15 protein-coding genes are annotated in these 14,703 nt (G+C 37.7%); 4 read left to right on the top strand and 11 right to left on the bottom strand.

Features of this window, described 5'->3' with window-relative positions; translation table 11 throughout:
• The first annotated feature begins 14 nt into the window (after positions 1–14).
• The 4 genes from ABN256_RS00365 to ABN256_RS00350 all read left to right on the top strand — a co-directional run bounded on the left by ABN256_RS00365 (position 15) and on the right by ABN256_RS00350 (position 3,508).
• On the top strand, positions 15–830 hold the full coding sequence (locus ABN256_RS00365) for an ABC transporter substrate-binding protein (protein WP_196553161.1): 816 nt from the start codon (positions 15–17) through the stop codon (positions 828–830).
• Complete coding sequence (locus ABN256_RS00360; RefSeq protein WP_196553162.1) at positions 830–1,834, top strand: FecCD family ABC transporter permease; 1,005 nt, start codon at positions 830–832, stop codon at positions 1,832–1,834. The genes ABN256_RS00365 and ABN256_RS00360 overlap by 1 nt, the downstream gene beginning before the upstream one ends.
• Positions 1,831–2,625: a heme ABC transporter ATP-binding protein gene (locus tag ABN256_RS00355; protein ID WP_196553163.1), complete on the top strand. Its 795-nt coding sequence runs from the start codon at positions 1,831–1,833 to the stop codon at positions 2,623–2,625. The genes ABN256_RS00360 and ABN256_RS00355 overlap by 4 nt, the downstream gene beginning before the upstream one ends.
• Positions 2,626–3,139: 514 nt before the next feature.
• Entirely contained in the window at positions 3,140–3,508 is a 369-nt protein-coding gene (locus ABN256_RS00350) for a helix-turn-helix domain-containing protein (RefSeq protein ID WP_196553164.1), read from the top strand.
• An 88-nt stretch (positions 3,509–3,596) separates the two neighbouring features.
• Here the strand turns inward: ABN256_RS00350 and lplA are convergent, their stop codons facing one another.
• The 11 genes from lplA to btuC form a co-directional block, all read right to left on the bottom strand.
• On the bottom strand, positions 3,597–4,616 hold the full coding sequence (gene lplA, locus ABN256_RS00345) for a lipoate--protein ligase (RefSeq protein ID WP_196553165.1): 1,020 nt from the start codon (positions 4,614–4,616) through the stop codon (positions 3,597–3,599).
• Between the two features lie 77 nt (positions 4,617–4,693).
• Positions 4,694–5,185: a C40 family peptidase gene (locus tag ABN256_RS00340; protein ID WP_036913240.1), complete on the bottom strand. Its 492-nt coding sequence runs from the start codon at positions 5,183–5,185 to the stop codon at positions 4,694–4,696.
• Positions 5,186–5,333: 148 nt separating this feature from the next.
• The gene (gene arnF, locus ABN256_RS00335; protein WP_196553166.1) at positions 5,334–5,732 is read right to left on the bottom strand and encodes a 4-amino-4-deoxy-L-arabinose-phosphoundecaprenol flippase subunit ArnF; all 399 of its coding nucleotides are present in this window, start codon (positions 5,730–5,732) and stop codon (positions 5,334–5,336) included.
• Positions 5,729–6,070 carry a 4-amino-4-deoxy-L-arabinose-phosphoundecaprenol flippase subunit ArnE gene (arnE, locus tag ABN256_RS00330; RefSeq protein ID WP_072070353.1) on the bottom strand — a complete coding sequence of 114 codons (342 nt, stop codon included), beginning with the start codon at positions 6,068–6,070 and terminating at the stop codon, positions 5,729–5,731. Before arnE ends, arnF begins: the two co-directional genes overlap by 4 nt.
• Positions 6,070–7,734 (bottom strand): lipid IV(A) 4-amino-4-deoxy-L-arabinosyltransferase, encoded by a 1,665-nt coding sequence (gene arnT, locus ABN256_RS00325; RefSeq protein ID WP_196553167.1) that lies wholly within the window; start codon positions 7,732–7,734, stop codon positions 6,070–6,072. The genes arnE and arnT overlap by 1 nt, the downstream gene beginning before the upstream one ends.
• 7 nt (positions 7,735–7,741) lie before the next feature.
• Positions 7,742–8,635, bottom strand: a complete 894-nt coding sequence (gene arnD, locus ABN256_RS00320) for a 4-deoxy-4-formamido-L-arabinose-phosphoundecaprenol deformylase (protein ID WP_109408669.1) — start codon at positions 8,633–8,635, stop codon at positions 7,742–7,744.
• 9 nt (positions 8,636–8,644) lie between these two features.
• A complete protein-coding gene (arnA, locus tag ABN256_RS00315) occupies positions 8,645–10,627 on the bottom strand; it encodes a bifunctional UDP-4-amino-4-deoxy-L-arabinose formyltransferase/UDP-glucuronic acid oxidase ArnA (RefSeq protein WP_196553168.1) in 1,983 nt (660 codons plus the stop codon).
• Entirely contained in the window at positions 10,627–11,607 is a 981-nt protein-coding gene (gene arnC, locus ABN256_RS00310; RefSeq protein ID WP_197269263.1) for an undecaprenyl-phosphate 4-deoxy-4-formamido-L-arabinose transferase, read from the bottom strand. Before arnC ends, arnA begins: the two co-directional genes overlap by 1 nt.
• Entirely contained in the window at positions 11,608–12,753 is a 1,146-nt protein-coding gene (gene arnB / locus ABN256_RS00305; protein ID WP_197269264.1) for a UDP-4-amino-4-deoxy-L-arabinose aminotransferase, read from the bottom strand.
• 135 nt (positions 12,754–12,888) lie between these two features.
• A complete protein-coding gene (locus ABN256_RS00300; protein WP_196553171.1) occupies positions 12,889–13,635 on the bottom strand; it encodes a vitamin B12 ABC transporter ATP-binding protein BtuD in 747 nt (248 codons plus the stop codon).
• Between the two features lies 1 nt (position 13,636).
• A complete protein-coding gene (gene btuC / locus ABN256_RS00295; protein WP_197269265.1) occupies positions 13,637–14,644 on the bottom strand; it encodes a vitamin B12 ABC transporter permease BtuC in 1,008 nt (335 codons plus the stop codon).
• Positions 14,645–14,703 lie beyond the last annotated feature (59 nt).

The following is a 14,703-nucleotide window of genomic DNA, read 5'->3' as shown; positions in this document are numbered from 1 at the left end:
CGGAGAATGAGTTAATGAAAAAATGGCTTCTTTTGATCCTGTGTAGCTTAATGTCGTTTGCCAACTCCGCCAATGAACGTATTGTCACTATTGGTGGTGATATCACAGAGATCGTTTTCGCATTAGGTTCAGGTGAACAAATTATTGCAAGAGACAGCACTAGTTTAGTCCCTGAACAAGTGAAAGCACTCCCTGATGTGGGTTATATGCGAATGCTAAACCCCGAAGGTATCTTATCGGTCAAACCAACATTAATTATAACCAGCGAACTCGCTCGCCCTTCTTTAGCACTACGCCGAATAAAAGAGGCAGGAGTCACTGTTAAAACGATTACAGGTACACATTCATTAGAAGCCATTAATGAAAAAATAGACACCATTGCCACCATTTTAAATAAACAAAAAGAAGGTGAGCAGCTAAAAGAAAAACTCACCCTATCTATTAGCCAAATACCCACAACTCCTATAGATAAAAAAGTCATTTATATCATGAGTCATGGTGGTGTTGTTCCTATGGCCGCTGGTCAAAATACTGCAGCAGATACCATTATTTCACTAGTTGGAGGTAAGAATGCAATGCAAGGCTTTACGAGTTATCGCCCTCTTTCTCAAGAAGGTGTCATTGCAAGCCAACCTGATATTTTGCTGGTGACTAAAGAAGGTATTAAAGGCATTGGCGGTATTGAAAAACTTTGGAATTTACCCGGTATAAAGTACACACCTGCAGGTAAAAATAAACATTATGTCGTCGTCGATGATATGGGTTTGTTAGGTTTTACGCTTTCAACACCTGATGTCATGCATCAAATTCGTCAAGCATTGGAGCAATAATGTCTCGTTTTCGTTCACCGTGGATGAGTATTTTAGTTTTACTCTGTTTGCTCACCATTGTTACATTAATCTCTGTGAATAGCGGTGCATTGGCACTCTCATTTCATACATTATGGAATAGCTCTTTTGATGATATGGAATGGCAAATTTGGCTTGATATACGCTTGCCTCGTGTGCTTTTGGCTATTCTTGTCGGTGGGGCATTAGCGATATCAGGTGCGATCATGCAGGGATTATTTAGAAACTCATTAGCTGACCCAGGGTTACTTGGCATAAGTAGCGGTGCAGCACTAATGGTTGCTATCGTGATTATATTACCCTTCTCTTTTTCACCTGTATTCGCATTTTACAGTCATATCATTGCCGCCTTTGTTGGCGGCTTAATTGTGGCAATGATCATCTTCTCATTACATCAATTGAGTGATGGTAATTTAGCAAGGTTATTACTTGCAGGGATCGCTATCAATGCACTTTGTATGTCCTTTATTGGTGTCTTAAGCTATATCAGTACAGATCAACAATTACGTCAATTTTCACTGTGGATGATGGGGTCATTAAGCCAAATTGACTGGAAAACCTTATCAATTGCAACCCTTGTGATCATCCCTGTCAGCCTTTTAGCTTGTTGGCAAAGCCATAAATTAAATCTATTACAACTTGGTGACGAAGAAGCGCACTATTTAGGATTAAACGTAAGACGAACCAAATTTATTTTATTACTACTTAGTGCCATTTTAATTGGTTGTGCTGTTGCTCTCAGTGGTGTCATTGGATTTATTGGCCTTGTGGTTCCACATCTTATTCGCATGCGCATTGGTAGTAATCACGTATGGTTATTACCTGCTACCATTTTAGGTGGTGCAACACTGTTGCTCGCCGCTGATACATTATCAAGAACACTGGTATCTCCTGCAGAAATCCCTGTGGGGCTCATTACAGGATTAATTGGTGGCCCTTATTTCCTTTGGCTTATATTACGACAACCCGCGGGAAGGATGTCATGATTCAAAAACAAAACACTTCGTTGCTCTATGGAAATAATTTGACGTATCAAATTGGTGAAAAAAACATTATTGATGATGTGTCTCTTTCACTTAATGCCGGAGAGTTAGTCACTATAATTGGACCTAATGGTGCAGGAAAATCATCATTACTACGTTTATTGACTGGTTATACGACACCAACACAAGGTGAGTGCTATTTTAAACAAAAGACTTATTCGCAATGGAATAGCCAACAATTAGCACAAAACCGGGCTGTTATGCGCCAAAATAGCCAACTCTCATTTTCTTTTTCTGTAGAAGAAGTGGTTGCAATGGGAAGAAGCCCTCATGGGCAACAACATAAAAAAATAGCTATCGAAACGGCTCTACTACAAACAGATTGCTTAAAGTTTAAAGATAGAGACTATCGTCAATTATCAGGTGGCGAACAACAAAGAGTGCAACTTGCCAGAGTATTAGCTCAATTATGGCATCCAACACCACAAGAAGCGGTGTTATTCCTCGATGAGCCGACTTCAGCACTTGACCTTTACCATCAGCAACACAGCTTGCGCTTACTAAAGCAATTAGCAAAAACACAACATCTTATGGTTTGTTGCGTTCTACACGACCTTAATTTAGCCTCACTTTATGCTGATAGAATTTTATTATTACATCAAGGGAAATTAGTTTGTGAAGGTACCCCACACAATGTCCTTACAACAGAAAATATCCAAAAATGGTATGGCGCAGATGTGAGTGTTGATACCCATCCAGAGCATTCGTATCCACAAGTTTTTCTCCGCCCATAAGTTACCTTAGTTTTACTCAGTTACCTTCTAACATATGTTTTCTAGATTGTGACTGAGTTAATTTATTTTTATATGCTTATTTATTTCAAATAAAATGCACTAAGTAACACCACCCCAATTGATTAATAAATCTTATTTTTAAACTTCCCTATTTGGTCAAATAAATTGACTTTAAAATACACCTTAATCATTGATTGGCTTATAAATCACACGAAAAAATATAACAATCTTAAAAATAAACGGTATAACAGAATGACGAAAGAAAAAATAAATCAATAAATTCAACAAAATAAAATGCATCCAAAGCAATTTTTTTAATCAAAAATTTCCATTAAGCTCTACCTTACTTGAGATATATAGCTTTCACCTATTAATTTGATAATGATTATCAATAACGAAAAGCACTTTTTGCCTACCAGTTATTTTCCCCATGCTTAAAATAGGTTATAAATAACATACGTTACTATTCTATTTACTTGGGCACTGTGTCCCCACCATTTTTGTGGGAGGTTTTATGGCTGAAAATGTCGTTAATGATATTCTAAAATGGTTAGAAACCCAGTTACAACGTAACGAAGGTATAAAAATCGATACTATTGCGAACAAAAGTGGTTATTCAAAATGGCACTTACAACGCATATTTAAAGATTTTAAAGGCTGCACATTAGGCGAATATGTCCGCAAACGTCGCTTATTAGAAGCGGCTAAATCATTACAAGAAAAAGATATGTCTATTTTAGACATCGCTTTAATGTATGGCTTTAGCTCTCAAGCAACATTTACTCGTATTTTTAAAAAACATTTTAATACTACACCTGCTAAGTTTAGAGAAAATGGCACTATGCCAGATACACATTGCTTTATGTCATGTGAAACTCACTGATTAATTTAGCATTTATAAGATGTCATAAAAAAACCAGCTATCATCGAGCTGGTTTTTTTGTGTTCTACTATATTTTTTGAACAAAAAATTAAGCAATTGCTGTCACTAACCACTCTTGAAGCTCTTTAAGCTCCATTTTATTGCTGGGATAACATGTTATCAGTTGTTCTATCAACACATTTAAAGATGCTGGTGTATAACGTTGTCCAACAAGCATATTTGACAGAGCTTCTAACGGTGCAGGATCTAAACTGTCAGTATAGATTTGACTTCTGACTACATTACCACGCTCAATATCAAAATGTAGTTCAACCCCACCCCATTTAAAACGATTATCTAACAAATGAGAAAATGCAGGAGCTTGTCCAAAATTCCATTCCCAACTACTTTGCTTAGCGAATGTCTCTTCAAAACCAGGTAAGTCAGGTAATTTTTGCGGGGAAATAATCTCTGCATCTACTCGTTCACCATAGTATTCAAAAAAGCTTTCGGTGATAGTTTCACAAAGTTTTTCGTGAGTAATATCAGATTTCAGTTCGACTAAATTAGTCACTCGAGAACGTACAGAAGTGATCCCTTTAGCTTGAAGTTTTTTCGGATCTGGATTGAGATAATTGGCTAATCTAGATAAGTTAGCATTTATTAATAATGTGCCATGATGGAAACCACGATCTTTTGTCTCTTTATAAGCCGAGCCTGAAATTTTTCTTTCACCCTCTTCTTGCGGTACGACTAAATCATTACGCCCTGATGCTGTAGCTTGTATACCTGCCTTTGATAAGCCATCAAGTATAATTTGAGTTGAGATCGTTTTATTATATTCTGGTTTTCCCGCCATAAAGGTAAAACAGGTATTACCGAGATCGTGGAAAACAGCACCACCACCACTTGAACGCCGTGCTAATTTCACGCCATCTTCATCCATTTTTCGCGTATTACACTCTTTCCACGGATTTTGGGCTCGTCCAATAACTACCGTATTATCATTACGCCACAGAAAAAGTACACGCTGATCCGCTGGCATTTGTCTAAAAATACACTCTTCAACAGCAAGGTTAAACCAAGGATCATAAGATTCGGAAATTAACAGTCGCAACTTACCTGACATGAGGAATACCTATATGAAGAAAATAAGGTATAAGATAGCATAACTCTCAATATATTAGGGTCTTAAATGGCACTAAATTACAATCGGCGAGCTTGCCAGAATGTTTTTTTCCAATAGACATTATCAAGAGAGGAGCGAGTAACTCCTTTACTAGTTGATGCGTGAATAAATGTGTTGTCAGTGTCATAAATACCAACATGAAGTCCATTTTCACCACCACCAGTTTTGAAAAATACTAAATCCCCTGGCATTAAGTCACTTTTACTGATTTGTGTTCCATATTTGGTTTGATCGATAGTCATCCGAGGTAATTTAATATCAAAACGATCACTGTACGTTTTATAGACAAACCCTGAACAATCAATACCTGAAGATGTCATTCCGCCATAACTATAAGGTGTACCATACCACTGCTCAAGTTGTGATTTAAGCTGCACTATCACCATAATAGGATCGGAAAGCTGCGTTTTTAAAGGAGGCGCTGGTGGAATGCGCTTTGACGGACTAGATGAACATCCAGCCAACAGGATAATACAGAGTAAGAAAGGATAGAAAACGGACTTTCTCATTGCATCCACCATTATTATTATGTGAGATTTTAAAATCTATCTGCTTTTTTAAGCAAAAACAAGTTATTGAAGGTGAATGAATCAAGATTAATAGAATAAATCGCACAATAACCAACAAGGTACAGAAAATAAAACCCAAACTTTGAATTTAGTGTGATGTTGACTCTTTGGGTTTCTGGCTAATCAGCCAAACGCCTATCATAATAAAAATAACACCTGCTGTTTTTGTCCATGAAGGGGTTTCTTGAAACCAAGGTAATATCACTGCAAGGATATAAACAAAAACATAGCTCAAACTAATAAGTGGGTAAGCTTTATTTAAAGGGATAGTACGTAAAGTAAATAACCAACAAACCATTGACAGTATATACCCTACAAGCCCAGCAAATACAATGCTTAAAGGTGTAATATTGTCCCATAGCCATGAAAAATCAAACCACCGTTTTTCTAGCTGTAAATCCGGTAGCTCAGACATACCAAACTTTAACAACAATTGAGCAGCAGTGACTAATAGTGCGCTTCCCATCGCCCATAAATAGCCTTTCATGCTTGCATACTCATCAATACAATACCAATCATAATCGATGCAATACCAATCCAATGCTTCACATTTACAGGCTCTTTATACACAAACTGCCCGATTAATGTCACCACAATAAAATTAATACTTAACATAGGATAAGCAATACTTAGAGGAAGAATTTGTAATAGTCGTAACCAAAACAGCATCCCTAAACCAAGCATCGCAATGGCAACAAAAAGCCAGAAAATCGTTTTTCTGGCTTTTGTTAATGAGTCACTTTGCCAGCTAACCACCGCTTGTTTTTGACATACTTGCCCTATGCAGGTCAAAAAGCTCACAATTAGCAATAAAACAAAGGACATTAATTACGCTTCTCATACGTCAAAATAGCAACTCGATGATTTGTCACAAGCTCTTCAGGTCTTGGTAGTTGAGCTAATTTTTTCGGATCTTTAAACGTAATAACGACTGATACATTACCTTCTTTTCTTGCTTGCTCTAACCATTGAGCAAAATTATCAGGTTTAATTAATTTATGCTGAGAATCAGGATATTCTCTAATACCATAAGTTAACTCACCAGTTCTTTCATAAAGATAAATATCACTACGCTGTAATTCCCACGCCAATCCAGCACCAATCCCTACACTGTTACTTACAATGTATTTGCTCGCATTGAGTGTATCAATATTTTGACGAATAAATTCTTGAGGTAACTTTCCATCAACACTACTGTTAGGTATTGCCTGCCCAATGCACAAACTCACACCTAACGAGCAAGATGCTGCCCATAGCCAATGTTTACCATTAAGCGTAGAGCAAAGATAACCAATAATACCCCATAAAGAGAATGCGACGATGGCTAAAACCCATTTAGACCACTCATAAGGCATGTATATAGGTTTTGAAGAAGCAAGTTGAATGATTAAGATAGCGACAACGGCGGCAACACCAATAAAAATGTTGATATAGCCATTAATACGCAGTGCTTTCATTCTAAATTTACGTGCACAATCTACGCCATATTTTGCCATTAGCATTGCAAGCGGCGCCATAAATGGCAACATATATGTTGGTAACTTTCCTTTCGCAATACTAAAGAATAAAAACGGAACAACAAACCAGCACAATAAGAAAAACAGTTCTGGGCGTTTACGTCTTTTCTTCCATGCCCCCATTAATGCGCCAGGCAATAAACCAAGCCAAGGTATTACCCCTAACAATATAATAGGAATATAGTACCAGAATGGGGAACTATGCTGAGCATCTTCACCAGAAAAACGCTGAATATGTTCAATCCAAAAGAAATAATGCCAATAGTCAAGCTCTGCTTTTGCAATAGCTAATGCCCACGGCAAACTAATTAATGCAGCACTAAACACCGCAAGTAAGCCATAGAGCAACATTTGAGTAAATTGCTTTTGATAAAGAGTAATAGGTATCATCACAATGACAGGGATAGCTAATGCTAAAAACCCTTTAGTCATAAATGCCATACCACAAGCCAAACCTAATGTTATCCAAGCTAATATTCGTGTCTTTACCGTCGTCGCTTTCAGTGCCCAAAAACAGCAGACCATACTCGCGGTAACCCAAAGTGCTAACATAGGATCTAACACACTGTAAGTGCCTACGCTAAACACTAAAAACATGGATAAATAAATTAAGCTAGAAACAAAAGCGACTTGGCGGTTACGCCACATCATTCTTGCCAGTAAATAAACAAGTAATGTGCTTAATAGAATAGAAATAACTGAACCAAAACGCACAGCAAAATTTGTGTGGCCAAATATTAATTGGCTAACATTATTGATCCAATAACCTGCAACGGGTTTTTCGAAATAGCGAATATCGAGCATATGAGGAACAATCCAGTTCCCGCTCACCACCATTTCGCGGCTAATTTCCGCATAACGGGTTTCATCTGGTTGCCATAATAACCGGCTGTTCAATGGAAATAAGTAGGTAAGAACAAAAAAAAGAGCCAAGAGGATGGCCCCGATTTTACTCGCCCGGTTATTCAACATAGTTTCGTTAGACCTCTTGTTGGCACCCTAACCAGCCTTCTCGACCTGGAAAGTCAGATCGAACAACTTTACCCATCGGAAGCGTTTCTTTATCTTGTGGTAATAAATCGCTTAACGGACAGAATTCGATGCCTTCATTTGCAATCATTGCCAGTAACTGCTCAAACTGAGCTGCTTTTGACATTCCTTCAACTTCGGTATGGATAGTATAAACAGGTATTCCACTGTCTTTTTTGATTTCATCAATAATAAATTGATTAAAATCCTCATCCTTTACCTTTGTGCCGACGACTTCATCATAAGTTGGTAATGTTACTGGAATTTGCACTGTACCGATAGAACCATTTTCTAAAATAGGTCTAAAAGGATGCGTTCCTCGACAATCGCTATTGTAATCGAATTGAAAAGTTTCTTTAACTGTTAATACGCGTTCATCAGCACGCCATCCAGCAACTGCTGAACATTTTACAGGGTTTTCAAGTGCTTTTTCCAGTGCTTCTACACCTAAACGAACTTGTTGCATTAATTCTTCTGTTGACCAACGAGCAACTTTTGCTTGCCAACCTTGGTGATCCCATGAATGTAGCCCTACTTCATGCCCAGCATTTTGGGTTTCTTTCATCAAATAACCTAGATTCTTAGCAATTTTTTTGCCTGGCCATGCTGTTCCTGCTAATAAAATATCTAATCCATACAACGATGCAGCGTTAGATCTCAGCATTTTCCATAAAAACTTTGGTTTTAAAAGGCGCCATAAATGGCGCCCCATATTATCTGGACCTACGCTAAAGAAGAAGCTGGCATGAATGTTATGTCTGGCAAATACATCCAGTAGCTGTGGAATACCTTGCTTCGTTCCTTGATAAGTATCCACATCAACTCTCAAACCAACTTTCTTCATTATCTGATCCTATTTATCGCCTAATTCTTCAACCGCACCACGTAAGAAGAAGTCTAATGTTTCCTCTACAGTTTGACGGGTTTCAATACTTGGTTTCCAGTCCAATAAACGCTCTGCGTTTTTAATGCTAGGCTTACGGTGTTCAACATCTTGATAGCCTTTACCATAGTAACTACTACTTTCGATTTTCTTGAAGCCAGCAAATGGAGGGAAATGACCACGTAACTCATGTTTTTCAAAGCAATCTAACAGCATTTCTGCTAATTCGCGAATACTTGCTTCGTTAGTTGGGTTACCAATATTGATAATTTGACCATCACATTTGTTATCACGATTTTCAATAATACGGAATAACGCTTCAATACCGTCATTAATATCAGTGAAACAACGTTTTTGCTCACCACCATCAACCAATTTAATTGGTGAACCTTCAACTAAATTTAGAATTAATTGTGTAATGGCTCGAGAACTACCAATACGCGCTGAATTTAAGTTATCTAAACGAGGTCCCATCCAGTTAAACGGACGGAATAATGTAAATTTAAGATCTTCTTTAGCACCATAAGCCCAAATAACTCGGTCTAATAGCTGTTTAGATACAGAGTAAATCCAACGTTGTTTATTGATAGGGCCAACAATCAGACGTGAATTATCTTCATCAAATTCTTTATCATCACACATGCCATAAACTTCTGATGTGGATGGGAAAATAATACGTTTATTATACTTAACACAATAACGTACGATTTTTAAGTTTTCTTCAAAGTCTAATTCAAAAACTCGTAATGGATTACGGGTATATTCGATAGGCGTTGCAATAGCCACTAATGGCAGAATAACATCACATTTTTTGATATGATATTCAATCCATTCTGTATGAATACTCACGTCACCTTCGATAAAGTGGAAACGTGGGTTACCAATAAAGCGTTCAATTGCTGAAGAACCGATATCCATACCATAGATATCATAGTTATCATCTTTCAATAGGCGCTCTGTTAAATGGTTACCAATAAAGCCATTCACACCTAAAATAAGAACACGTTTACGACGTTTAACCTGTGTCGTTGCTTTTGGCCCAACGCGAACATCTGTCACAATGCCCATTTCAGCCGCTAAACGGCTTCCTTGAATATAAAGGCCATTTTCACTTTGACCTGTTACCACTTCGATTGCGCCTTTCTCACATGCAATCACTAAAGGTTCTGTTGATATAACCGTACCTGGACGCTTACTTTGATTATCTGCAACAACACGAGAACGCCAGATAATCATTTTACGTTCACCTAAGAAAGTAAATGCACCTGGGTATGGTTCAGTAACAGCACGCACTAAATTGTGAACTGTTTTTGCGTCCGCATTCCAGTCGATTAAACCATCATCAGCACAACGACGACCAAAGTAAGTAGCTTGGCTTTCATCTTGTGCAGTTGTTGAATAATCACCTGATGCAATATGTGGTAATGCACTAGAGAGTAATTTATTCGCTGCTTCTCTTACTTTTTCATGTAAAATCAGAGAAGTATCATTGTCTGTGATGGTAACTTTTTCTTGAGCAACGATATCACCCGCATCAGCTTTCGCTGTCATTTTATGCAGAGTAACACCCGTTTCTGTCTCACCATTCACAATCGCCCAATTAATTGGTGCACGTCCACGGTATTTTGGTAATAAAGAACCGTGTAAATTAAATGCGCCTTTAGGTGCCAAATTCAGGATCTCATCACTTAACATGTGACGATAATAGAAAGAAAAAATGACATCAGGTTTCATTTCACGAATACGTTCAATCCATAATGGATGATTGACATTTTCAGGCGCGAATACTGTCAATCCCATTTCTGCACTCACACGAGCCACTGATGAGAAGAAATGATTTTCGTTTGGATCGTCAGTGTGGGTAAATACAGCCTGAATATCATAACCCGCTTTTTCAAGTGCTTTTAAACCAACACAGCCGATATCGTGATAGGCAAATACTATTGCTTTCATTAGTCTTTTTCCTGATCTTCGTTGGGTTTGTTAACACCAACCACTTTTTGGATAAAATACCGAGGACGCGCTCTTACATCATTATAAATTCGGCCTATATATTCACCTAATAAGCCCATTGCAACGAACTGCGCACCGATAAACATAAATAAGATTGCGAAAAGTGTGAATACACCTTCAGCGGCCCACATTGCACCGAAAATAATACGCAAAACAATTAGAAGTAATGCTAAAACAAAGCCAGAAACAGCGATCACACTGCCGACAATGCTTAATAAACGTAGTGGTGCTGTAGTAAGACAAGTTAAAAGGTCGTACATCAGATTAATTAGCTTTAAAAAGCTATATTTTGAATCACCATATTCACGCTCTGCGTGTGCGACATCAATTTCAATAGTACGACGAGCAAATGTGTTCGCAAGAATAGGAATAAAGGTACTTCTTTCGTGACACTGTAACATCGCTTCAACAATATGGCGACGATATGCACGTAGCATACATCCATAATCTCCCATAGAACGACCTGTCGCCTTGGTTATCATGGAGTTAATCATTTTTGAAGCTGTTTTACGAAACCATGAATCTTGACGATTGCGACGACGGGTTCCCACAACATCATAACCTTCTTCTGCAGTTGTAACGAGTCTAGGGATCTCTTCAGGTGGGTTTTGTAAATCTGCATCTAATGTAATGATTAAATCACCATCAGCTTGATTAAAGCCAGCCATAATTGCAGAGTGTTGACCGTAGTTACGATTCAAAATAATTGCAATTACGTGATTTTCTTCAATAGCAGCGGCTTCTTCTAACATTTTGGCTGAATTATCACTACTACCATCATCAACCAAGATCAGCTCATACGCTTGTTTTAATTGCTTACAGCTTTTTATAGTACGCTCTAAAAGTTGAGGGAGGCTCTCTTCTTCGTTATAAACGGGGATTACAACCGATACTTTTTTGATTTTATCAAATGTTGACACTTAGATATGCTCCGAAAGAATTTCATTGATCGCATCTACAACGCGAATAACATCTTGATTACTCATATCAGGAAACAATGGCAGCGAGCATAACGTTGCAGAGTTCCACTCTGATTGAGGAAGTGATAAAGCGGGATAGCGCTCACGATAATATTTTTGTGTATGCGCCGCACGGAAATGAAGCCCTGTACCAATTTCCTTTTGCTTCAATTTTTCCATAAAAGTATCACGATCGATACCACAAATGCTTTTATCTACTCTCACCATAAATAGGTGATTAGCATGCAAATGAGGATACTCAGGAATACTCAACATCTCTAATGGTGAGTCTTTTAGTTTTTCACGATATAGTGCCACTAATTCAGCACGTTTCGCGTTCATTTCCTCTAAACGCCCTAATTGCACCACAGCAATAGCGGCATGAATATCAGATAAATTATATTTATAACCAGGTTCAACAACTTCAGCTTGAGGCTTACGCCCTTGAATTTGTCTATCAAAAGCATCAACACCTAAGCCATGAAATTTTAAGCAACGTACTCGATTGGCTAATTCGTCATTATCAGTAACAACCAACCCACCTTCAGCACAAGTTACGTTCTTAATAGCGTGAAAAGAGAAAATAGAGGTTCCTTTTTCACCAATCCATTCATTTTTATAGCGTGCGCCAATCGCATGTGCTGCATCTTCAATAAGAGGAATTCCCGCATCTCGTGCTACTTTTCGTAATGCATCCAGATCACAAGGCGCACCGGCATAATGAACCGGAATAATTGCCTTCGTTCTAGGGGTAATCGCCTTTTTGACATCCTCTGCACTTACCATCAAAGTATCACGGTCAACATCAATCATCACCGGCTCTGCGCCTAGTAATGTAATGATATTAATGGTTGACACCCACGTTTGTGATGGTGTGATAACTTCATCACCTGCGCCAATTCCCATAGCCATTAGAACAACATGCATACCCGCAGTGGCCGAGCAAATTGCAATAGCATGTTTGCTACCAAATTTTTCACAGAAGTCTTGCTCTAATTGATGGTTCTGAGGGCCTGTTGTGATCCAACCTGAACGTAATACATCTTCAACGGCTTTGATTTCTTCATCGCCAATCGCAGGGCGAGAGAAAGGAAGGAAATGACTCATAAAAATGTAGCCTAATTAATGAATGAATAAATACAATTATATACAAACTATTGTTCACCGACATCCGTCTTATTAAGAAAACATTAAAAAAACCTTAATAATTACTTGGAGATAATCATCTCAATAGCCATAATATTAAAAAATTTGCCAATCAATATGATCAACATCATTGATGCATTTGATATTTGTATTAAATGTAGTTGATAATAATTTTTCGTCCAATAAGAGCGCAGGTGATCCAGAATCAACCAAATATCCATTTTTTATTAGCCAAATTCTGTCTGCTTTTTGATAGGAATGATTTAAATCATGCGTACTCATAATAACTGTACCACCTTGTTGGCAAAATATATCAAGCCATTTGTCCAAAATTGCCAATTGTACGACATCTAGATTATTCGTTGGTTCATCAAGTAACATTAACTTTCCTTTTAAATCGTAACTTGACCATAACTGAATAAATGCGCCAGCGAGCCTGATACGTTGCCACTCCCCCCCAGACAAATGATGAATATTTTTTGATAATAAACCATCAATCTGAAAATCACTCAACAATACATTTAATAGCTCAACGTCCATTTCAGACACTTTGTGATATAAAGCAAGATAATGAAAAACGGGCATAAACGACAAAGCCTCTAATTGTTGTATAACAATGCTTTGCATTCTAGAAAGATCATCATATTTATAATGTCTTATTGAGGTTTCGTTTAGAATAATTCCGCCTCTAAATGAAATTTCCCCCGCTATAGCCATTAAAAGCGTACTTTTTCCTGCACCATTCGCGCCAATTAAGTGAATACGTTCGCCATAATCCACAATCTCTGTAAATGTATGAAGTCGGTTATCAACATTCAAATTATCAAGCTTAAGCAACGCCATATTACAAACGTCCCATCTCTTTTGTTACTAATAACCAGATAAACACAGGGGCACCAAGTGTTGCCGTAATCACACCTATCGGAACTTCTGCACCATTTAGCATCAAGCGAGATAAAAGATCAGCAAGTAATAACAATCCACTCCCCGTGAGTGCGCACGCGGGTAACAGTGTTTTATAATGAGTTATGCCACTTAATCGTAATAAATGAGGTACAACAAGACCTATAAAACTAATAGCACCTGCTATCGCCACACTTAGCCCTATCAATAAACCGACTGCTAAGATAAATCCATTGCGCCATCGATTAACTGATACTCCTAATTGCTTTGCCCTAAACGAACCTAATGATAAATAATTCAGAGTATCTGCGTGTGAAATTAGGATCGCAATTATCGGAATAAGAGCCCAAAATAATACTTGATGACGCCAATCAATTCCCCCAAAGCTCCCCATCAACCAATACATTAATTGTCTTAAATCTAAAGCTGAACTGAAATAAACTAACCAAGTCATGACGGCACTCGCCATAACACCTAATGCTACACCTATTAATAGCAACTGGGCATTAGACAGTTTTTTTATTTGAGCAAAACACATTAATAAAATAGTAATACCTAACGCACCTAATACTGCCACACTGCTTATTAACCAAGGATTTGAACCAACGTGTAAGACAATCAGTAATACAATACACACACCAGCACCACTACTTACTCCCAATAATCCTGGCTCTGCCAACGGATTTTGAAATAAAGCCTGCATAATAGCGCCAGCAATGGCTAAGCTTGCTCCTACCATCATGACAGCAAGTATTCTTGGTAATCGAATTTGCCAAATAAATAATTTAGCTTCATCGGTTAACCACTGATGTGGAAATAAGGAAATTTCACCAAGAGAAAGGGAAAAAACAAAAAGCAGACTCAATATTGATGCCATCAAGAATAATTTTTTTCTATCGCCAATACTTTGCTTTTTTTTAAGTTCAATAAGAGGATTATCTTTACTCATTTTATTCCCTATTAACACTACCGCTTTTTTCATCGTTTTTATTTATAAAATACCTTTAA

This window comes from Proteus sp. fly-1008, from assembly GCF_040140305.1.
Classification (GTDB): Bacteria; Pseudomonadota; Gammaproteobacteria; order Enterobacterales; family Enterobacteriaceae; genus Proteus; species Proteus vulgaris_B.
This window is presented reverse-complemented; position numbering and strand designations above follow the sequence as displayed.

Excerpts from the sequence above, each read along its gene's own strand:
- ABN256_RS00365 (WP_196553161.1), top strand. The coding sequence starts at position 15 with ATGAAAAAATGGCTTCTTTTGATCCTGTGTAGCTTAATGTCGTTTGCC.
- ABN256_RS00360 (WP_196553162.1), top strand. The coding sequence starts at position 830 with ATGTCTCGTTTTCGTTCACCGTGGATGAGTATTTTAGTTTTACTCTGT.
- ABN256_RS00355 (WP_196553163.1), top strand. The coding sequence starts at position 1,831 with ATGATTCAAAAACAAAACACTTCGTTGCTCTATGGAAATAATTTGACG.
- ABN256_RS00350 (WP_196553164.1), top strand. The coding sequence starts at position 3,140 with ATGGCTGAAAATGTCGTTAATGATATTCTAAAATGGTTAGAAACCCAG.
- lplA (WP_196553165.1), bottom strand. The coding sequence starts at position 4,616 with ATGTCAGGTAAGTTGCGACTGTTAATTTCCGAATCTTATGATCCTTGG.
- ABN256_RS00340 (WP_036913240.1), bottom strand. The coding sequence starts at position 5,185 with ATGAGAAAGTCCGTTTTCTATCCTTTCTTACTCTGTATTATCCTGTTG.
- arnF (WP_196553166.1), bottom strand. The coding sequence starts at position 5,732 with ATGAAAGGCTATTTATGGGCGATGGGAAGCGCACTATTAGTCACTGCT.
- arnE (WP_072070353.1), bottom strand. The coding sequence starts at position 6,070 with ATGTCCTTTGTTTTATTGCTAATTGTGAGCTTTTTGACCTGCATAGGG.
- arnT (WP_196553167.1), bottom strand. The coding sequence starts at position 7,734 with ATGTTGAATAACCGGGCGAGTAAAATCGGGGCCATCCTCTTGGCTCTT.
- arnD (WP_109408669.1), bottom strand. The coding sequence starts at position 8,635 with ATGAAGAAAGTTGGTTTGAGAGTTGATGTGGATACTTATCAAGGAACG.
- arnA (WP_196553168.1), bottom strand. The coding sequence starts at position 10,627 with ATGAAAGCAATAGTATTTGCCTATCACGATATCGGCTGTGTTGGTTTA.
- arnB (WP_197269264.1), bottom strand. The coding sequence starts at position 12,753 with ATGAGTCATTTCCTTCCTTTCTCTCGCCCTGCGATTGGCGATGAAGAA.
- ABN256_RS00300 (WP_196553171.1), bottom strand. The coding sequence starts at position 13,635 with ATGGCGTTGCTTAAGCTTGATAATTTGAATGTTGATAACCGACTTCAT.
- btuC (WP_197269265.1), bottom strand. The coding sequence starts at position 14,644 with ATGAGTAAAGATAATCCTCTTATTGAACTTAAAAAAAAGCAAAGTATT.